The organism is Dulcicalothrix desertica PCC 7102 (assembly GCF_003991905.1).
Taxonomy (GTDB): Bacteria; Cyanobacteriota; Cyanobacteriia; order Cyanobacteriales; family Nostocaceae; genus Dulcicalothrix; species Dulcicalothrix desertica.
In genome coordinates this window covers 232057-251642 of sequence record NZ_RSCL01000005.1, presented here as the reverse complement: position 1 = coordinate 251642, position 19586 = coordinate 232057, and the positions used below count along the sequence as shown (strand labels likewise).

Annotated in this window: 20 protein-coding genes; 15 read left to right on the top strand and 5 right to left on the bottom strand. The window is 36.7% G+C overall.

Going from position 1 to position 19586, the window contains the following annotated elements; genetic code table 11:
- Positions 1-72 precede the first annotated feature (72 nt).
- The 13 genes from DSM106972_RS12505 to DSM106972_RS12445 all read left to right on the top strand — a co-directional run bounded on the left by DSM106972_RS12505 (position 73) and on the right by DSM106972_RS12445 (position 14652).
- Entirely contained in the window at positions 73-1299 is a 1227-nt protein-coding gene (locus DSM106972_RS12505) for a glycosyltransferase (RefSeq protein WP_127081016.1), read from the top strand.
- Between the two features lie 30 nt (positions 1300-1329).
- Complete coding sequence (locus DSM106972_RS12500) at positions 1330-2343, top strand: hypothetical protein (RefSeq protein WP_186538336.1); 1014 nt, start codon at positions 1330-1332, stop codon at positions 2341-2343.
- Between the two features lie 171 nt (positions 2344-2514).
- Positions 2515-3840, top strand: coding sequence for a glycosyltransferase (locus DSM106972_RS12495; protein WP_127081015.1), 1326 nt, complete (start codon positions 2515-2517; stop codon positions 3838-3840).
- Complete coding sequence (locus tag DSM106972_RS12490) at positions 3837-5327, top strand: hypothetical protein (RefSeq protein ID WP_127081014.1); 1491 nt, start codon at positions 3837-3839, stop codon at positions 5325-5327. Before DSM106972_RS12495 ends, DSM106972_RS12490 begins: the two co-directional genes overlap by 4 nt.
- Position 5328: 1 nt before the next feature.
- Positions 5329-6498 carry a glycosyltransferase family 4 protein gene (locus DSM106972_RS12485; RefSeq protein ID WP_127081013.1) on the top strand — a complete coding sequence of 390 codons (1170 nt, stop codon included), beginning with the start codon at positions 5329-5331 and terminating at the stop codon, positions 6496-6498.
- Positions 6499-6531: 33 nt separating this feature from the next.
- On the top strand, positions 6532-7692 hold the full coding sequence (locus DSM106972_RS12480) for a glycosyltransferase (RefSeq protein WP_127081012.1): 1161 nt from the start codon (positions 6532-6534) through the stop codon (positions 7690-7692).
- Between the two features lie 23 nt (positions 7693-7715).
- The gene (locus tag DSM106972_RS12475; RefSeq protein WP_127081011.1) at positions 7716-8957 is read left to right on the top strand and encodes a glycosyltransferase; all 1242 of its coding nucleotides are present in this window, start codon (positions 7716-7718) and stop codon (positions 8955-8957) included.
- A 16-nt stretch (positions 8958-8973) separates the two neighbouring features.
- Positions 8974-10098 (top strand): glycosyltransferase family 4 protein, encoded by a 1125-nt coding sequence (locus DSM106972_RS12470; protein WP_127081010.1) that lies wholly within the window; start codon positions 8974-8976, stop codon positions 10096-10098.
- A gap of 65 nt (positions 10099-10163) precedes the next feature.
- Positions 10164-10940: a glycosyltransferase family 2 protein gene (locus DSM106972_RS12465; protein WP_127081009.1), complete on the top strand. Its 777-nt coding sequence runs from the start codon at positions 10164-10166 to the stop codon at positions 10938-10940.
- A 92-nt stretch (positions 10941-11032) separates the two neighbouring features.
- Entirely contained in the window at positions 11033-11554 is a 522-nt protein-coding gene (locus DSM106972_RS12460) for a YdcF family protein (protein WP_411675307.1), read from the top strand.
- Positions 11541-12083 (top strand): WcaF family extracellular polysaccharide biosynthesis acetyltransferase, encoded by a 543-nt coding sequence (locus DSM106972_RS12455; protein ID WP_127081007.1) that lies wholly within the window; start codon positions 11541-11543, stop codon positions 12081-12083. Before DSM106972_RS12460 ends, DSM106972_RS12455 begins: the two co-directional genes overlap by 14 nt.
- A 416-nt stretch (positions 12084-12499) precedes the next feature.
- Positions 12500-13468 carry a phytanoyl-CoA dioxygenase family protein gene (locus DSM106972_RS12450; protein WP_127081006.1) on the top strand — a complete coding sequence of 323 codons (969 nt, stop codon included), beginning with the start codon at positions 12500-12502 and terminating at the stop codon, positions 13466-13468.
- Between the two features lie 14 nt (positions 13469-13482).
- Positions 13483-14652, top strand: a complete 1170-nt coding sequence (locus DSM106972_RS12445; protein ID WP_127081005.1) for a glycosyltransferase family 4 protein — start codon at positions 13483-13485, stop codon at positions 14650-14652.
- Positions 14653-14698: 46 nt separating this feature from the next.
- Here DSM106972_RS12445 and DSM106972_RS12440 read toward each other — a convergent pair whose 3' ends face one another.
- The 5 genes from DSM106972_RS12440 to DSM106972_RS12420 form a co-directional block, all read right to left on the bottom strand.
- A complete protein-coding gene (locus tag DSM106972_RS12440; protein WP_127081004.1) occupies positions 14699-15067 on the bottom strand; it encodes a hypothetical protein in 369 nt (122 codons plus the stop codon).
- 212 nt (positions 15068-15279) lie between these two features.
- The gene (locus tag DSM106972_RS12435) at positions 15280-15615 is read right to left on the bottom strand and encodes a hypothetical protein (protein WP_127081003.1); all 336 of its coding nucleotides are present in this window, start codon (positions 15613-15615) and stop codon (positions 15280-15282) included.
- Positions 15616-15807: 192 nt separating this feature from the next.
- The gene (locus DSM106972_RS12430; protein WP_127081002.1) at positions 15808-16119 is read right to left on the bottom strand and encodes a hypothetical protein; all 312 of its coding nucleotides are present in this window, start codon (positions 16117-16119) and stop codon (positions 15808-15810) included.
- Positions 16120-16121: 2 nt separating this feature from the next.
- On the bottom strand, positions 16122-16406 hold the full coding sequence (locus DSM106972_RS12425; RefSeq protein WP_127081001.1) for a hypothetical protein: 285 nt from the start codon (positions 16404-16406) through the stop codon (positions 16122-16124).
- A gap of 4 nt (positions 16407-16410) precedes the next feature.
- A complete protein-coding gene (locus DSM106972_RS12420) occupies positions 16411-16800 on the bottom strand; it encodes a hypothetical protein (protein WP_127081000.1) in 390 nt (129 codons plus the stop codon).
- Between the two features lie 444 nt (positions 16801-17244).
- Here DSM106972_RS12420 and cysK point away from each other — a divergent pair, with 444 nt between their 5' ends.
- Together cysK and DSM106972_RS12410 are read left to right on the top strand one after the other, a co-directional pair.
- The gene (cysK, locus tag DSM106972_RS12415) at positions 17245-18204 is read left to right on the top strand and encodes a cysteine synthase A (protein WP_127080999.1); all 960 of its coding nucleotides are present in this window, start codon (positions 17245-17247) and stop codon (positions 18202-18204) included.
- 735 nt (positions 18205-18939) lie between these two features.
- Complete coding sequence (locus tag DSM106972_RS12410) at positions 18940-19569, top strand: LabA-like NYN domain-containing protein (RefSeq protein ID WP_127080998.1); 630 nt, start codon at positions 18940-18942, stop codon at positions 19567-19569.
- The last annotated feature ends 17 nt before the right edge of the window (positions 19570-19586 follow it).

Below are 19586 nucleotides of genomic sequence, written 5' to 3'. Positions count from 1 at the left end.
GACGTTACATGTAACGTCTCTACATTTATTCAGGGTTGCAATATTGAAATATTATTGTAATGGTATTTACCAGTGGCAAAGATTTTAATTTTAATTGGTGGGCATTTGTGTAACGCTCCTCGACCTCAAAAAGAGGCAGAAGCTTTAGCAAATGCAGGACATGATGTAACTGTGAGAGGCTTTTGGTTTGACCTAAACATGATTGAACGCGATTGCCTGCTTATGAAAAATAAACAATGGCGATTTGAACCTATTATAGACTTTCAACCAAAGCATCGTTTGAACAATCTAAGAGTTCGGCTTCAAAATCGAATAAGTAGAAAAATTTATCAAAATTTTGGCGTTTTCTCTCCCAATTTGCTCAACTATGGAACAACAGCAATGTTAAAAATTGCTCGTAGAACCAAGGCTGATTTAACTATTGTTCATTCGGAACCTGGGCTTTGGGTGGGAAGTAAATTGTTGGATGAAGGTTTCCGCGTAGGAGTAGACTTTGAAGACTGGTTTTCTGAAGACCTTCTCCCAGAAGACCGTGCTAGCAGACCAATTGCCAAGTTAAAAACACTAGAAAGGCGCCTGCTGAGTGAGTGTGTTTACTGCCTTACTACATCTAATTCTTTAGCCCAAGCTTTAGCTCAAGCTTATCAAGCAGCTTTACCTACAGTTGTTTACAATGTTTTTCCGATACATGAACGCTTGCAAATAGATGGCAAACATAAAGATCGAAAAAACCCAAAATTACCCTCTTTGCATTGGTTCTCTCAAACTATTGGCCCAGGAAGAGGGTTAGATACTCTCTTGCTTGCTCTACCTTATTTAAAAATACCAGTAGAAATTCATTTGCGAGGAAATTATCCTGACAGCTACCGCGAATGGTTAGAACCAAAAATTCCTTCTCAATGGCAAGACCGCGTCTTTATTCATCCTACTGTCCCTAATCAAGAATTGATATCACGTATTGCAGAACATGATATTGGTCTAGCATTAGAAACAACTTACTGTTTGAATAGACAACTTACAATAACTAATAAACTCTTTCAGTATTTACAAGCTGGTCTAGCAATAATTGCCACAGACACTGCTGGACAAAAAGAAATATTATCTCAAAGTCCGACTGTAGGTAAATTAATTCCTAATGATAGTCCTCAAATGCTAGCCCAAGCAATAGAAGACCTACTTCAAACACCCAATGTACTAATTAGTGCTAAAAAAGCAGCCTTAGAAGCAGCAAAAAAACAATTTTACTGGGAAATAGAGGCTAATAAACTTGTCGAATTGGCTAATATTGCACTGTCATAATACACAAAACAATAATTACACTTAAAAATTATGAAAGCTAACTCAGGTGTTACATTACAAATTAATTTAGCTCCCAGTGACTTACTTTATGCTAGGTATACTTTGCCACATCAACTGCGTCAATTTGCTCATCAAGTAGACGAGATACTACTAACTCTTGATTTACATCGTAGTTCTGGACGCTTTGCTGAAGGTTGGCAAGAACGTCTTCCTAAAATTAAAGATTTAATTAATGAGTGCTGCAATAAGTATCCCCATGCACATTTAAAAGAAGTTGATTACTCTCCTACAGCTATTAAAAATGTTAGCTCTATGTTTTTTGGTAAGTCTATTATTCCAGCAAAAGATTTTCGAGGTGGTCCATTTTATTCTTATTTTTTTGGTTTATATACAGCTAAAAACAACTATATATTTCACCTTGATTCAGATTTGATGTTTGGGGGTGGTAGTTCTACCTGGATTGCAGAAGCTGTTCAACTGCTATCCGAAAAACCTGATGTTTTAGTATGTGGCCCACTTCCTGGTCCGCCAACCTCTGATGGTAGTTTACGCTCGCAAGTTGCGGAACCAGAACTTCATTATTCTCCTGCTTTTCGTTTTTCTTCGCTCAGTACCCGATACTTTTTACTTGATCGAGAACGCTTTCAGTCAAAAATTAAACAGCTTCCTCTAAAGTACGCATCTCCTCGTAGCATTATTAAAGCTTTAGTTGAAGGAAATTATCCTTATCAGCTTCCAGAGGAAGTCATTAGTTTGGCTATGGAAGAACACTCTTTGGCGCGCGTCGAGTTTTTGGGACAGGCGCCAGGAATGTGGTCGCTGCATCCTCCTTATCGTTGTCAAAATTTTTATGAGAGCTTGCCTAAACTAATTCAAGCAGTTGAGTCAGAAGATATTCCTGAAGCTCAACGAGGTGATCATGATGTTAATGACAGCTTAGTAGATTGGAGTAGTGCCAGAGCAGCCCTCAAACAAAATCGCTGGTGGAAACGATTGAGAAATAAATGGAAAAATAAATTACTCAACAATTTATTATCTAATTAAAAATAATTTTCATCAGCGCTAAATTAAACTTAACGCAGGTTTTATATGAAGTTTTCTTGAACTTTGTATAGGAATAAACGAAATGTCAGCCAACATAAAGCTTTGAATATCTTAATAATAGTAACGGTCTATTTTATCTCACTCTGATTTCAACTGATTTGGTATCTAACTTTGAGTAATCGAGTTTTAATCGTTAGTCCTCATTTTCCACCAATTAATGCTCCCGATCATCAACGGGTGCGAATGTCTCTGGCTTACTTTGAAAAATTTGGTTGGGAACCTCATGTTCTAGCAGTAGAAGCCGATTATGTGGAAGGAATTCAAGACCCCCTTTTAATCAAAACTATACCTTGTAGTGTTCCAGTTACTTACACAAAAGCATTACCAGTCCAACAGACTAAGCGCATCGGTATGGGTAGCTTGGGTTTACGGAGTTTCCCTTATCTACTAAGGGCTGGCAATGACCTATTGCGTAAAAAAGATTTTGATTTGGTCTACTTTTCAACAACCATATTTACTTCAATGGCGCTGGGTCTACTGTGGTATCGTCGCTTTAATATTCCTTACGTGCTAGATTTTCAAGACCCGTGGTTGAGCGATTATTATCGAAAAACTGGTGTGACTCCACCGGGTGGACATTTCAAATATGAGTTAGCCCAACTCGAAGCTAAATTTCTTGAACCCAAGGTTCTCTCGAAAGTTAGTCATGTTATTAGCGTTTCACCAGCTTACCCAGAAACCCTACAACAAAGGTATCCTAATTTACGTTCTGATCAATTTAGCATTTTACCTTTTGGCGCCTCAGAATCAGATTTCGAGCTACTACCATCGCTCCAAGTCAAGCAGACAATATTTGACCCCAAAGATGGTAAACGTCACTGGGTTTATGTAGGTCGAGGTGGTGATGATATGGCTAATTCGTTGCGGATTTTATTTTTGGGAATCCAAACAGAGCGTCAACGTAACCCCGAACTTTGGCAATCAGTTCATATGCACTTTGTTGGTACTAGCTATGCTCAAGGCAACCGCGCGGTAAAAACCGTAGAACCAATCGCGCAAAAACTAGGAGTTGGTGATTTAGTAACCGAACATCCTCATCGCATACCTTACTTTGAAGCGTTACAAGTCTTAAGCGATAGTGACGCTATTTTAATGATTGGTTCCGATGACCCTAGCTATACAGCCTCAAAACTCTACCCGTGCGTATTAGCCCGCAAACCCATCTTGGCAATTTTCCACCAGCTTAGTTCTGTAGTTAATATTTTACATTCTTGTCAAGCTGGTCAAGCTGTAACCTTTGCTTCATCTGACCAACCACAAAAATTGTTACCTGAAATAATTACTCAGCTTAATTGGTTGATATCTATACCAAAAGGCTTTCAACCTCAAACCAATTGGTCAGCTTTTGAACCGTACACAGCAAAGGCAATGACAAGTCAGCAGTGTGCCATATTCAATCAGTGTTTTGTTACTAGCAACAAGAGCAAATCATTATGACCCAATTTTTAGAGTCACATGCCCAGCAATTGGCATATTTACCTACACTTGCACACAAACAACAACGGCATTTATTACGAGCATTTTGGATTTTTACTTTGGGAGTGCTTGTGTATGAGATATTTTTGACTGAAACTCAATCGTTACTAAGTAATTTTATCGCAGTCATAATTACTATTGCAGCTTTACTGCCTAGCTATTTATGGTGTTCTGGTCGCGCGCAAGGAATGCCAATTTTTCCCTTTTTTGCCCTCACTTTTATTTCAACTTACGCTTTTCCTTTTATCACCAATCACCCCGTAGTTGTAACCTACTCTCCAGATAGTCAATTAATTGCTGGCATCACCGTTTCTGGTTTTTTAGGGCTAGGAACTTTCGTGTGGTTTCATTTTGTCAAATCTACTCCTAAAGCACCTGCTTATTACCGAGCTTTAGATAGTAAAAAAAGTGATTTATTATTATTACTAGTTTTAATAATAGGTGTTTTATTTAACTTGGCAAATAATGGAGGTTGGCTATTTATATCTGATGGTTTATTTTCTGCTGTTCGGAGTGCTGTTTTAGGATTAAATGCCTTAGCAGCGTTTGTGCTTGCCTATCGATTAGGTTCTAATGAGTTATCCAAATGGCAATCTCAATTATTTATAATGTTGATGATTAGCCAAATGTTAACAAGTGCAATTGCTTTAGTACTTGTAGGCGCCACTTCTACCTTTATTGCTGGGATAATTGCATTTATTATTGGCAGAAAAAAAATTCCGGCTTTACCAATTGTAATTGTCTTAGTGTGTTTAACGCTATTGCATTATGGTAAGGCGGATATGAGAGCTAAATATTGGTCAAAAACTACGCTAGTCCAACCTTGGGAATATCCAGCGTGGTATAGCGAATGGTTAGGATATTCATTCGATTACTTAAACAAGCCAGATGATTTACGCAAAGAAGATAAATCATCTTTAGCAGAGCGTTCGAGTGTAGTACAAATGCTGCTTTTAGCTCAAGATAAAAGTCCCGATACTATACCTTACTTATATGGAAAAAGTTATTCTATCTTGCCACAATTAATTATTCCTCGTTTTTTAAACAATAATAAAATCCGAAGTCATGAAGGAACTAGCATACTAAATATTCATTATCGCTTGCAAACTTATGCACAAGCTCAGACAACTACTATTGGCTGGGATTTATTATCAGAATCTTATGCTAACTTTGGTTCATTTGGTTGTGCTGGATTAGCAATTTTTACAGGTATACTTTGTGGACAATCTACTCGTTGGAGTACTAATGCACCGATTTTGTCCGCTCAATCTTTGTTCTCTGTTCTTATGACGACTTTTACTTTTCAGACAGAGTGGACTGCTGGTGTATTTGTTTCTGCTCTATTTCAATCTTCGATGATAATTGTTGGCATTGTTCTATTTTTAATGAGAACTTATAAAGTCGTTACTGTTATTGCTAAACCTCAAAAAACGCAAGTTAAATGGTAATATGAAAAAAATAGCAATTATTACTTCTCACCCAATACAATACTATGCCCCTTGGTTTAGTTATATTACAAGTAATGCTGACTTTTCTATACGAGTTTTTTACCTTTGGGATTTTGGTATTACAGAGTGCGTTGATGCTGGTTTTCAAAAAGCATTTCAATGGGATATTCCATTACTAACAGGATATGATTATGAATTTATTCCTAATGTTAGTCCAGATGCGGGAATTCATAATTTTTGGGGGTTACAAAATCCAACTTTAGTTTCACAGGTTAAAGCTTATGAGCCAGATGCTGTGTTGTTGATGATCTACAACTATGCAAGCATTTACCGCTTTATATTAACTTGGGATGCTCGACAAGCACCACTTTTATTTCGGGGAGACTCGCATCGACTGCTACCACCAACTGGTTGGAAAGCTTGGATACGCCAAAAATTTATTTCTGAAGTATATCGTCGTTTTGGCGCCTGTTTGTATGTGGGTAAAGCAAATTACGATTACTTTACTTATCATCACGTTCCATCTGATCGCTTATTTTTCTCACCTCATGCAGTTGATAACCATCGCTTTTTAGCATCACTTACAACAGCCAAGCAACAGGCGACAACTTGGAAAAAAGAGTTAGATATTCCTGATAACCATAAGGTTATTTTGTTTGCGGGTAAGTTTGAAGATAAAAAACGCCCTTTAGATTTACTTCAAGCTTTCTTGCGTGCGGAATTAAATCAAACTAGTTTGCTGTTTGTTGGCGCAGGCCCGTTAGAAAAGGAATTAAAGCTTCAAGCAGCAGGTTTTTCTAATATTTACTTTGCACCTTTTCAAAATCAAACGATGATGCCACGCACTTATGCAGCAGGGGACATCTTAGTTTTACCCAGCTATAGTGCCCATGAAACTTGGGGTTTAGCCATTAATGAGGCTATGTGTTTATCTCGTCCAGTCATTGTGAGCAATCTTGTCGGTTGCGCTCAAGATTTAGTTCATCCCGGTAAAAATGGGTTAACTTTTCCTGCTGGTAATGTATCTGCTTTGGTTGATTGTCTTCAAATAGGACTTGCTAACTCTGAACAATTAAATTCATGGGGAGAAAAAAGCCGCGAAATAATTTCTCATTACAGCTACGCGCAAGCAACAAACGGACTAAGAAAAGCACTAAATTATTTAGCTTAAATATTAATCTAATTTTACATATTCTATTTCAAAATGTTAAAACAATCTTTTGCATCAAAACTAGATTTGTGGTTCCCTAATATGTTTGGCTTTAAGGGAGGAATCCAAGTATATTCAGCTTTTTTGTTGCAGGCTTTGCAAAATCTCTTTGCTGATGCTAAATATAATGTTTATCTTAAGCATGATATAAAGACTTCATCAGATATTAACTATTTAGATAAGACTCAATTTCATTTCAGTGGAATGTTTCCGCTGAAATTACGCACGCCGATGTTTGCTAGTAAAATTATTACTCAAGGTCTTATTGATAAGCCTAACTTAGTAATTTCTACCCACTTAAACTTTGCTATCGCTGCTCATCAATTAAAACGTTTAAACGGTACTCCTTACTGGGCAGTTGCTCATGGAGTTGACGCTTGGAATATTACAAATCCAAAATTGCAAGCAGCTTTAAGATCTGCCGATAAAATTATTTCTGTTAGTAGTTATACGCGCGACCGCTTATTATCAGAGCAAAATCTTGACCCAGATAAAGTTTTACTTTTGTTCAATACCTTTGATGCCAATCGCTTTAAAATTACTACTAAACCTGCTCATCTCCTTGAACGTTACAAATTAAAAGCAGAGCAACCAATTATTTTGACTGTTACTCGTTTAGCATCCGATGAACGTTATAAAGGCTATGACCAAATTTTACAAGCTTTACCTCAAATTAGGCACCAGCTTCCAGATGCTCATTATATTGTAGTAGGAAAAGGAGATGATGTGAGTCGTGTTAAACAACTAATTTCTGAGTTAAATTTGCAAGATTGTGTAACTTTAGCAGGTTTTGTGCCTGATGAGGAACTAAACGAGCATTATAATCTTTGTGATGTATTTGCTATGCCAAGTCAAGGAGAAGGATTTGGAATTGTCTATTTAGAAGCATTAGCTTGCGGCAAACCGACATTAGCAGGTAATCAAGACGGTGCAGTAGACCCACTTTGTCATGGTGAATTAGGAGCTTTAGTTAATCCTACTAATGTAGATGAAATCGCTCAAAATCTTATTCAAATTTTGCAAGGCACTTATACTAACTCTTTAATCTACCAACCAGAAGCTTTACGTCAAAAAGTAATTGATAAATTTGGCTTTGACCGCTTTCAGGAAACTGTTGCTAATTTGATGCAAAATTATGCACCGAAGGCTAAATAGTTGTTATTTATAATAGGATATCAATGCAAATCTATTCTTACGATGGTAATTTAGGCAATACAACTATAGAAAATCTCAATATTTATCATGTTGTAGCTAGCATAAACGAAAATACTGGTGGTCCGGCAAAGTTGGTAAGTGATTTAACAGAAGCTCTTGCCAATGAAAAAATATCCAATCATTTATTTACTTTAGATTATAAAGTACACGGAAAGCAAATTATAAGTAAATATACTTATTTACATAGCTATAACGCCGATTTTATTGCACAAAATGTGCGGGGGTTTCATCCAAAATTTGCTGATGCAATGCGAAAGCTACCAACAACCGAATTATCCTTAATACATAATCACGGTTTATGGATGTTTCCCAACCTTTATGCTCGACAAGCAGCAAATTATAATCGTATACCTTTAATTATTTCCCCTCATGGGATGCTTGAATCTTGGTCTTTAAAGCGTAGTAGATTCAAAAAGTGGCTAGCATGGTTAATGTATGAACGAAAAAATTTAAGCAGTGCTGTTCTTTTTAACGCCACATCTAGTGAAGAAGTAAAATCTATCCGTCAGCTTGGTTTTCAGCAACCTATAGCTCTTATTCCAAACGGTCTTAATACTGATTCTTATAATCAGCAAGTAGAAAGGGAGGTATTAACACGACTATTTCCTGAACTTAATGATAAGAAATGGTTATTATTCTTATCTAGAATTCATCCTAAAAAAGGCGTAGATAACTTACTATTCGCTTGGCAAAAACTACAATCACAATTTCCAGATTGGCATTTAGTTATAGCTGGTTCTGACTTAATTGGCTATCAAGCGAAATTAGAAGCACTAACAGAACAATTAAATTTGCGCCAAAGAGTTACATTTACTGGAATGCTATCAGGGCAAGAAAAAATTTCTGCTCTAAGTAATGCTGATTTATTCGTCTTGCCAACTCACTCAGAGAATTTTGGCATAGCAATAGCAGAGTCTTTAGCTTGCAAAGTGCCTGTTATCACGACAAAAGGCGCCCCGTGGGAAGATTTGGAGCGCTATGAATGTGGTTGGTGGATTGATAATAATCAACAGGCACTCATAACTGCTTTGGCTGAGGCAATGAAGATGTCAGACGAAGAAAGAAAAGTAATGGGTTTAAGAGGACAAGCTTTGACGAAAACTAAATATTCTTGGAACTCCATCGCTAAAGATACAGCAGATGTCTATCGCTGGATTCTTGGAGGTGGTGAATTGCCTGATTGTATTCAGCTTTATAGTTCTTAAAGAGGCGCACAGACATATGATTATTTCCATTGCTACAGGTCCTTGGCTTCCGGTTCCTTCCGTACAAGGAGGTGCTATTCCCCGACTTTGGCAAGGTTTAGCAGAAGAATTTGCGGCAGCAGGTCATGAGGTAAGAATTCTGTGCCGTTCCTATCCAGGACAACCACAGACAGAAGTTATTAATGGTGTTCAATACATCCGTCAAGGAGGACTTCCTCAAAGCACCAATATTACTTTGGATTTACTGAAAGATTTTTTCTATGCTTTGATTCACTTTCCGACATTACCTCCTGCTGACATTCTAGTTATCAATGACTTTTGGTTACCTGTATTTGCTGCTTTACATCCAAAGGCAGGCAAGATTGTAATTAATGTAAATCGCTTTCCTAAAGGACAATATTGGCTTTATGCAAAAACTACCTTCTTTGCTGCCGCATCGCGCGCTATTGAAGAAGCCATTACCAACCAGTATCCTGCTGCCATTTCTAGAATGCGGGTTATTCCTAATCCAATTGATACCAATATATTTTCTCCAACCTGCCACCCAAGACTAGAACAGAAAGAGAAGGTTATTTTGTATGTGGGAAGAATTCATCCAGAAAAAGGTATTCATCTTCTTTTGGATGCATTCTCAATTTCATCGCAGACAAATTCTATAGCCAAGCTGAGAATTATCGGACCATATAAAGAAAATCAAGGTGGTGGTGGAGAGAAATACTTATATACTCTCAAAACCAAGGCAGAAGGATTAAATGTTGAATTTGTCGAACCAATATTTGATGTTCATAAGCTAGCTGAGGCTTATCGTAATGCAGACCTATTTTGCTATCCTTCATTAGCAGAAAAAGGAGAATCTTTTGGACTTGCCCCCTTAGAAGCAATGGCATCAGGTCTTGTGCCAATTGTATCAAATTTATGTTGTTTTAAAGATTTTATTCAGGAAGGAACGACTGGATACTTTTTTGACCATCGTAGCCCTAATGCTGCCAAAGAATTAGCAAATATTTTGAATTTAGCAGTTACAAATTCACGACAAACTTATCAAATTTCTTTGGAAGCTATCCAAAAAGCAAAAGGATACAGTTACCAAGAGATTGCTAAAAATTATCTAGCAGAATTTGCGTTGATTAATGAAAAATAGCATCTAAGACAAGTAAGTAATTGCTCGCATTTATATTAACAGGAAATAGAAATATTACAAAAATTATGCTAGAAGAAATCACCCCTTTGATTTTAACTTACAACGAAGCTCCAAATATTCATCGAACTTTGCAACAATTAACTTGGGCAAAAAGAATAGTCATTATTGACAGCTACAGTACAGATGAAACATTAAAAATTACGGGAGCATATCCTCAAGTAGAAATATTTAAACACAAATTTATATCATTTGCCAATCAGTGCAATTACGGCTTATCAAAAATAAACACCCCTTGGGTTCTCTCTTTAGATGCTGATTACATATTAAGCGACGAATTAATTGCTGAAATTAAATCTTTACCAAAAGATACTGAGGTGAATAGTTATTTAGTTTCATTTAAATATTGTGTTTTTGGTAAACCTCTACGTGCTACGTTACTACCACCGCGTAAAGTTCTTTACAAACGAGAAAAAGCTATTTATCGAGATGATGGTCATGCTCACCGCGTTAGCGTTAAAGGAGATTCCAAACCACTGCTAGGATTTATTTATCACGATGATCGTAAACCTTTTACTCGTTGGTTATGGTCGCAAGAACGTTACATGATAATTGAAAGCAAAAAACTACTAGAGACCCCAGAGAGTGAATTAAGTTTGGGAGACCGTATCCGTAAGCAAAAGCTTTTTGCTCCGTTCGTTATCTTAATCTACTGCCTCATCCTCAAAGGTGGTATCCTCGACGGGTGGCATGGTTGGTATTATGCGTTTCAGCGAGTATTTGCTGAAATTTTACTATCAATGCAAATAATTGAGTACGAAAAATTAAACACCCTAGATGTTTAAATCCAATAATTAATTACGTGAAAAATCTACATAACAAAATCAAAAAATATGGAATTTATACTTTAGTAGGATTGTTGTTTATCTTACTAAATATGATACCCATACAATTAGCAATCGCCTCCTGGCAAGCTCCTCAACCACAAGCTATCTTCACCCTTGGTGGTGGTATAGACCGCGAAGAATTCACAGCGCAATTTGCTTCGGCTTTTCCATCTCTAGATATTTGGGTTTCTAGCGGTGTTCCCTCAAACCTTGCCCGCCCTGTCTATCAAAATGCTGGTATAACAGATGACCGCTTACATTTAGATTATCGTGCAATTGATACGGTAACTAATTTTACTACTTTTGTACCTGAATTTCAAAAACGTAAGATTAAACACATATATTTGATTACCTCCGATTTTCACATGGCGCGCGCAAAAGCGATCGCCATTTTAATACTTGGTAGCCAAGGAATCACCTTCACTCCTATCGTTGTTCCCACCAACGAACCTAAAGAATCTATGCTCCGCATTCTACGTGATAGCGGACGCTCTATCCTCTGGATTGTCACAAGATGTACCGGAGCCAATCTTAACCCTCGTTATAAATCCTTATTATATGCGTCTAGATAAATACACTCTTAGCACTTACACTCCAGGCGCCCCCTATTGGAAACAAATACTGTGGTACTTTATTGGCTTGCCCTTATTAGGAAGTTATTATTTACCTTTATCTAGTATAAAGGTTTTTATACTCCGTTCCTTTGGCGCCAAAATAGGTAAAGGAGTTCGCATTAAACCTGGAGTGCGGGTAAAATTTCCTTGGCGCCTGAGTGTTGGAAATTATGTGTGGATTGGTGAAAATGCTTGGATAGATAACCTTGCCGATGTGACTATCGAAAGTCATACTTGTCTGTCGCAAAATGTCTATCTTTGTACAGGTAACCATGACTGGAATGATGCCAATTTTAAATTGCTAACTGCTCCCATTTATATTCAAGAAAGCAGTTGGATTGCCGCCAACTCCGTAATTGGACCTGGAGTTATAATTGGTAAAGGTGCGGTCTTGACACTAGCCGGAGTTACTGCACGCTCTCTAGAACCAATGACAATTTATGCAGGAAACCCTGCTCAACCTGTCAAGAAAAGAAAGCTATCATAATCTTAAAAGATTTATAATTTACACACATATAGTTTATTCAGTCCAATAAGATGTTTGAAAAGTCAAATCAGGTATAAATTGTCATTCTGAACGCAGTGAAGAATCTTAGAGATGCTGCCCTACGTTCAGCATGACAAAATCATTACATATTTCCTGTATATATTAGATTGCTTAACAAAAATTTAAGTAATTAAACTTATCATAATTAGTCAAAATAAACAAATAATTATTTTATGGCTAATAAACCTGATTTTATCAATAAAATCAGTAAATAGAATTATGAGCAAAACGTTCGATAATATGAAATCATGAAAGTTTTGATTAAGTTTGTTTAGGTCAGGATTTGAACACATGTACAATAATTTTATCTAACTAGTCCTAATATTCTAAACAAAAACGGCACACCAACAACATCTATGTTTGATTCAAACTTTATAAATTATAATACAGATCAAATAGTTAATGATCTCAAAATCAAAGGATATTTTGTTTTTGAGCAAGCACTGAACGAGGAGTATGTTGATGAATTACTTAGAGAAATAGATTTTGAAAAACTGTTAGTCAATACTAACGATGTCGGTGTTGTTATTGCTTCTGATATAAAATTTTTAACCCATTGTCTTGCTAATTCTAAAAAAGCATACGATATTATCACATCTAGAAAAGTCTTAGATATTTGTAAAAAATATTTTAATGAAGATTATAAACTCACCAATCATCGAGTTTATAAAACTACTAAAAAAGGACACATGCCTTGGCATACTGATAACAACCTTCAGTATGAAAAGCAACTCAGTGCCAAGCATAATATGCCAGGGCTATTATTTTTATTTTATTTATCAGATGTAACCACTAATGCATTTCAATTAGTAAAAAATTCTCAAACTTGGTCTCGTCAATATCAGCATGAAATTTATTTAAGCGATAGCTTTATTGAAAATAACTACAGCCAAGATATATTAACTCTACCGATGAAAAAGGGAAGTGTGGTAATATGTGATATTCACACAGTTCATAGGGCAGAACCTTTTAAAGATAAAGACTATACTAGATATACCTTACTTTTTCAAGTAGATCAAGTTGGTAGTGAGTATGTAGGGCATGGTGAAAAAAATCTAGTAAATACTGAATATTTAGATAATTTAACTCCAGAGTTAATAGATTATCTAGGATTTGGCTTTAAAAGAGATTACCCAGCATTTCCTAATTCCTCAATTGCTACCATGAAAATTTCAGAATTCTGGAATTTACAAAAGCACTTATTGTTTCAAACATTTCAAACTTTGAGTAAAAACTTAGCAATAACTCTGTTACCTGGTGGAGTAATAATTAACATTAAGCGAATCATGTGGAATATCAAATCAATTCGCTCAAAGAACAAATAGGTTTACAATAATTAATGAAAATCTTGCTGATTGGTAATTACCAACCAGATGAAATAGAAAGCATGGAGCGGTTTACCTCAATGCTGGAAATTCATTTAACCAAGTTTGGACACCAAGTGCGTGTTATTCGTCCAAAACCTTATTTCGCTAAATTAGCCTTACCCTTAAAGGGATTGAAAAAATGGTTGGCTTATATAGATAAATATATTTTATTTCCAGCAGAACTACGTGAAGAATTATTTTGGGCAGATGTAGTTCACATTTGCGAACAAGGCTATGCTATTTACACCAAGTATTTACAAAATATACCACACGTTGTTACTTGCCATGACTTATTACCTATCCGCTCTGGTTTAGGAGAATTTTCTGACTACAAAACTGGGTGGACAGGTAAAATTTTACAAAAAATGATTATAAATGGATTAAATAAAGCTGCAAAAGTCGCTTGCATTTCGGAACAAACAAAAATGGATGTAATGCGTATTTGTTCTTTAAACGCGCGTAATATATCTTTTATTCCTTTAGGTTTCAATTATCCTTATTCTCCAATGGCGCCAACAGAAGCCAAGCAGCGTTTAACTCATTTGGGAATTCCTCCAAATAGTCGCTTTATTCTGCATGTAGGCGCAAATCACTGGTATAAAAATCGTTTGGGAGTGCTATCGATTTTTTATCATATGATGCTAAAACAAAACCATCCAGATTTTTATCTAGTTATGGTGGGTAAATCAATGACTGATGAAATGCGCTTCTTTATTAAGAACCATTATTTATCTCAACACGTCATAGAACTAGTAAACATTGATAACGAAAATTTACGCGCGCTTTATTCCACGGCAACAGCATTACTATTTCCTTCTCTACAAGAAGGTTTTGGCTGGCCCCTGATCGAAGCTCAAGCTTGTGGTTGCCCCGTATTTACATCAAATCTCCCTCCTATGAATGATGTGGGAGGGGAAGCTGCCATTTATATAAAACCGAATAATCATGAAGATGCAGCTTCAACAATTTTGTATCATCTTCCAACAATAGACACATTGAAATCAGAAAGCTTACTCAATTCTGAAAGGTTTGCAACAGAAAAAATGGTTAGCGAATATATTATGCTTTATCGTCAAGTTATTAATGAGTTTCAGCATTATTCAAAAACAGCCACACAATCAAATACCCTAGAGACGCTGTAGCTAACGGCGCCTCTAAATAGTACTGTATAGTACAACAGAGAGCTAATTAAATCCAATCGCGGTAAGCTGTAATTTCGGAAATACTAATTTCAAAAGGCATTCCTTTACCACTTGGAGGATAAACTCGAATTTTGGCATTTTTAGAAAAGCGCTCAAGTCGGCTGCCTATTTGAGGAATGTTGCTGACGATATGCCAGTAACTTACAACATCAGGGCAATCAATAATTAACTTTAACACCGAAGCTTGATTTGTTACATACCATTGGCAGTTTGATAATAATGCTTGTGTAATTCGGTCGCATTCTTCATAAACACACCTAGCAATCGAACGCTCAAGCTCAACCTGCATCATTTTATCAAGCTGTGAAACATTTTCTGGTGGTTTATCATCGGGAGACTGTGAGTAATTATTCATAGTTTCAAAGCCTTTATTAGCGTTTGCAAGTGAGGAGTTATGAGTCATGAATTATAGGTGATGAGCACTCATGACAAATAACTAAATTCTATAATCCGTTCCTCTTAACTCCTCTTCAAGGTTGATAGCTTAATTTTTTCCGAGTTTTTAACCAATGCCACCTGCTTGTCTATTTTATGACAGCTATATAAGTTGTGATTATTGTAAGTTTTTTATGCTGCTATCAAGTGCAATTCTAACCATAAACGTGGGTCTGCATTTTTTAAGCTAGATTTGGGGTCACGCAATAATCGTGTTGCGTTTAAAAACACAACTTGCATTAATCCCATGTTATCTGCTATTTCTCTAAAAACCTCTTTTTTCGCTTGTAAGTAGGGCATTATATCGTCTGTACAATAAATTCCTACATACCGAATGCGTTTTGGAGGGCGCCCCCAGTAAGAGACGATAACTTTAATATAGCAGCCGTCTAATAACTCGCCGACTGTGGGATAGTATTGTTTTAAAATGCGAGTGAATTCTTTTGCGAGAAGGTCTTCAGTATTCATTGTTGTTAGTACCGATTTCCGTAGCGCTCATCACATTAACCAATATAATATAACATGATTATGTTATCAAAATATGACACAAAAGTTAGATTCTTAATTATTCAATTAGTTCATCTTTAACGCTATTGTTTTATATCTAAAGATTTATTTAAATATTAGAAACCGGGTTTCTTCAAAAAACCCGGTTTCTTATTAACGAGAATTTCTTTCAGATACTAATATTTCAGCAATGAGAGGAGGAATTTGTGCTAAGTCGGTGTATTTATCAGAGCCGTTAATGGGAGAACTAAAAGTATAATTTGGGTCACACTCCCCAGTATCATAGACTTGAATAAACCACCTATCAGGCAATCCTTCAACACCTATTTCGACTACATACCAATGCTGACCTAACAACCGGGCACTAAAAACAACAAACCAGTCTGATTCTAACTCCGATATATTCCATTCTTCCATCAAAAACGAATACGCTATATCGCCAGCTTGTTTCGCAGACAATAGCATTATTACTCCTTTGCTGGAATTTCTGGGTATAAACCTAGTTGCTTTGATAACTCACGGGCAATATGAACTAAAAATTCGGCGCCTTCAGAATTATCTTCGTGAACAAAAATTGCCGCAACCTTTAACATAGTTTTTATCAATCCTGCGTCAAGTAGCTCTAAGTTATCTTCTAATACTTCTGGCTCTTGACCGTTTGGGCAATTAAGTAACTTATCGATTAACTCAAAGTACTTATTTACCTCTTCTGGTGACTCTTGCTCTTGTTCTTGTTGTGGAGTTGGGTTCATAAATTTACCAGTAGTTACTTTTTTGCCACATTTTTTCTAATATTTCCACCTGTTTCCTGTAAACTTCAGCACGGTAGATAAGATATTTCTCATAAGCAAAAATGCTTACGCCGATACTCACAGGAATACATATTAATAACGATTCTAGGATAAAAATTATTTTATATTTGTTAAATATAAACAAAAATTCATTTTGTTGCTTTGGTTTTAAAAAAGAGTTTTTTTCTAGTATCTGAACATCTTTGATATGAAAATTAGTATTATTAACAAATAAATTAGTTTTTTCTAAGTGTAAATGCTGGTGCCAAACAATGCCAAGTACAGCTATCTCAGGAGAAAGTATTGCTAAAGTCACCAAACAAACTGTAAAAGCATTTAGTAATTTGGCTTTCATTTTCATTTGAATTTATTTAGATAAGAAGTCCCCCCCAATTGCTTGGGGGGGTAGAGGGGAATCTCTGCGTAAATCCTATACTGTTTATATCAGTTGCCCTAAAACACCACTCAAAAACCGAGTCCGATTGAGTTTATTAGATTTATTACGCAGGCGCCGACAGGGTGCAAATCCATATACAATAGGCAATATAATAATTTATAAGGGTGGGGGTTCTAGTATTTACGGGACAAGGGACTAGACTTTGCGACCTAGGGTACTAGCATTCTTCTGTACTCACCCATTAGATTTGGCTTGTTAATTCAGACCTAAGATATACAAAGTGTGGCGCCAAGCAAGTCATGCTTAAAATAAACAGAACAATTGTTCAAATTTTGATAAAAATATAAGAAAGAAGATTTAAGTACCTGTTGTAGTAAATTCATTATTTTAGGAGTTATATAAATGCGGATTGCTCGTGACGTAACAGAATTAATTGGACGCACTCCCCTAGTTCAACTCAACAAAATTCCCTATTCCGAAGGATGTGTTGCCACAATAGTCCTCAAACTCGAAGGAATGAACCCCGCAGCTTCCGTCAAAGACCGTATTGGCGCCAGTATGATAAAAGCTGCTGAAGAACAGGGGTTTATTCAACCAGGCAAAACTATCTTGGTAGAACCAACATCTGGGAATACAGGAATTGCTCTAGCAATGGTGGCAGCAGCGCGCGGCTACAAATTAATTTTGACGATGCCCGAAACAATGAGCTTAGAGCGTCGTTCAATGCTGCGTGCATATGGCGCCTCATTAGAGTTAACACCGGGCAGCGAAGGAATGCGAGGAGCAATAGCGCGCGCAGAAGAAATAGTCACAAAAACTCCCGATGCGTATATGTTGCAACAATTTCGTAACCCCGCAAACCCCGAAGTACATCGTAAAACCACCGCAGAAGAAATTTGGCACGACACCGAAGGAAAAGCTGATTTTATAGTGGCAGGTGTTGGAACTGGTGGCACAATAACTGGTGTGGCAGAAGTAATCAAACAACGCAAACCAAGTTTTCGTGCCATTGCAGTTGAACCAGCCAATAGTCCTGTGCTTTCGGGTGGAAATGCAGGACCACACAAAATTCAAGGTATAGGCGCCGGTTTTGTACCCGATGTTCTTCGTACAGACATAATTGACGAAGTAATTCGTGTTAGTGATGAAGACTCAATGACTTACGGTCGAAGACTAGCACGTGAAGAAGGGTTACTATCAGGGGTCTCTTCTGGAGCAAACTTGTGTGCAGCAATACAGATTGCCAAACGTCCCGAAAATGCTGGAAAACTAATTGTGGTAATTCAACCTTCCTTTGGTGAGCGTTACCTTAGCACCCCTATGTTCCAAGATTTAGCATTGGAACCTGCCGCAGTCAGCTAATCTTCTCTTGTGGAGCGGGCATCCTTGCCCGCCTTACTGTAGGAACGGGCAAGGATGCCCATTCCACAATGACAAAATCAAAATCTTAAAAAAATATTAAATATCTTTTTTGAGGCAGGATAACGAGATAGCGTATATGTCGGTTCTCAATTTAAATAATTAAAACCACAAAATATTAAGAAATATAACTTATTGTAAACTTTTTTAAAAAATCTGGTTTTCTGAGTTGAAAAACTGTAAAAAATAAAGAAAATATAAAATCGAGCCTCTACAGGCATACGTGTATATCTACTTTTTGGTTTCTAAAGCTCAATTCATAGCAGAATTCTGCTGATTCTGACATATTTGTTAGATGTAGTTGTAATTGAACTTGAATGTTAACGTAAGATAGGTACTCGCGCCCTAGTCCCAATTGGGAAAACTAGCAGAAGCCTGATGAAAGCTGTTTTTAAAGGTATTTTCATCCCTTGACTGATTTTTCTTTAAAAGCAGGATTTTTACTTTTATTCATCTACCATTTGATTTAGCCAATATATGAGCAATAGTTCCTTAATAATCACGAATCATTTTTAAGTACGTGGGCTTTCTTAAATATCAAAAATTCTATAAGTTTGTATGTTAGTGCTTCTTGCTTCAAAGTGTGAACCACTGACTGCAAAATGAGCGTTTATTGATACCCATCTACTTACCACAGTTCATTTTAATATTTCTCACGTACTGAGGAGCCGTATCCGAATGCAGCTACTTCCACGACCTCAGATGAATAATCGATTGCGATTAAAACTAGAATCTGAGCAGTCAAATGAAGCACCAAATCTTGAGGTTGTGAAACCATCGCAGCCACATCGTGATAGGCGAGAACGTTTTCAGCTTGAAGCAGGGCGCGTTGCTATTTTTATCGATGGTGCAAATTTATTTTATGCAGCAATGCAACTCAACCTCGAAATTGATTACGCCAAATTGTTGCGTTGCCTAGCTAAAGAACGTCAATTAGTTCGAGCTTATTTTTATACTGCTTGCGATAGCACCAACGATAAACAGCAAGGTTTCTTACTGTGGATGAGTCGTAATGGTTATCGTGTAGTTACAAAAGAGTTAATTCAATTTCCCGATGGTTCTAAAAAAGCCAATCTTGACGTTGAAATAGCTGTTGATATGATTACCTTATCAAAACACTGTGATACTATTGTACTTCTTAGTGGTGATGGCGACCTTGCCTATGCAGTAAATTCGATTGCTTACAAAGGTGTGCAAGTCGAAGTAGTTAGCTTGGCATCAATGACCAGCGATAGCTTAATCAATGTCGCTGATTGCTACACCGATTTAGAAGAAATTAAAGGAGATATTCAGCGAAACAAAGTCTAAAAACCTTTACCCAAAAA

What these genes read in the sequence shown, in the direction of transcription:
- DSM106972_RS12435 (WP_127081003.1), bottom strand. Translation starts at nt 15,615, where the DNA reads ATGAATACTGAAGACCTTCTCGCAAAAGAATTCACTCGCATTTTAAAA.
- DSM106972_RS12445 (WP_127081005.1), top strand. Translation starts at nt 13,483, where the DNA reads ATGAAAATCTTGCTGATTGGTAATTACCAACCAGATGAAATAGAAAGC.
- DSM106972_RS12485 (WP_127081013.1), top strand. Translation starts at nt 5,329, where the DNA reads ATGAAAAAAATAGCAATTATTACTTCTCACCCAATACAATACTATGCC.
- DSM106972_RS12460 (WP_411675307.1), top strand. Translation starts at nt 11,033, where the DNA reads ATGATACCCATACAATTAGCAATCGCCTCCTGGCAAGCTCCTCAACCA.
- DSM106972_RS12470 (WP_127081010.1), top strand. Translation starts at nt 8,974, where the DNA reads ATGATTATTTCCATTGCTACAGGTCCTTGGCTTCCGGTTCCTTCCGTA.
- cysK (WP_127080999.1), top strand. Translation starts at nt 17,245, where the DNA reads ATGCGGATTGCTCGTGACGTAACAGAATTAATTGGACGCACTCCCCTA.
- DSM106972_RS12500 (WP_186538336.1), top strand. Translation starts at nt 1,330, where the DNA reads ATGAAAGCTAACTCAGGTGTTACATTACAAATTAATTTAGCTCCCAGT.
- DSM106972_RS12430 (WP_127081002.1), bottom strand. Translation starts at nt 16,119, where the DNA reads ATGCTATTGTCTGCGAAACAAGCTGGCGATATAGCGTATTCGTTTTTG.
- DSM106972_RS12455 (WP_127081007.1), top strand. Translation starts at nt 11,541, where the DNA reads ATGCGTCTAGATAAATACACTCTTAGCACTTACACTCCAGGCGCCCCC.
- DSM106972_RS12420 (WP_127081000.1), bottom strand. Translation starts at nt 16,800, where the DNA reads ATGAAAGCCAAATTACTAAATGCTTTTACAGTTTGTTTGGTGACTTTA.
- DSM106972_RS12440 (WP_127081004.1), bottom strand. Translation starts at nt 15,067, where the DNA reads ATGAATAATTACTCACAGTCTCCCGATGATAAACCACCAGAAAATGTT.
- DSM106972_RS12425 (WP_127081001.1), bottom strand. Translation starts at nt 16,406, where the DNA reads ATGAACCCAACTCCACAACAAGAACAAGAGCAAGAGTCACCAGAAGAG.
- DSM106972_RS12410 (WP_127080998.1), top strand. Translation starts at nt 18,940, where the DNA reads ATGCAGCTACTTCCACGACCTCAGATGAATAATCGATTGCGATTAAAA.
- DSM106972_RS12475 (WP_127081011.1), top strand. Translation starts at nt 7,716, where the DNA reads ATGCAAATCTATTCTTACGATGGTAATTTAGGCAATACAACTATAGAA.
- DSM106972_RS12450 (WP_127081006.1), top strand. Translation starts at nt 12,500, where the DNA reads ATGTTTGATTCAAACTTTATAAATTATAATACAGATCAAATAGTTAAT.
- DSM106972_RS12465 (WP_127081009.1), top strand. Translation starts at nt 10,164, where the DNA reads ATGCTAGAAGAAATCACCCCTTTGATTTTAACTTACAACGAAGCTCCA.
- DSM106972_RS12490 (WP_127081014.1), top strand. Translation starts at nt 3,837, where the DNA reads ATGACCCAATTTTTAGAGTCACATGCCCAGCAATTGGCATATTTACCT.
- DSM106972_RS12480 (WP_127081012.1), top strand. Translation starts at nt 6,532, where the DNA reads ATGTTAAAACAATCTTTTGCATCAAAACTAGATTTGTGGTTCCCTAAT.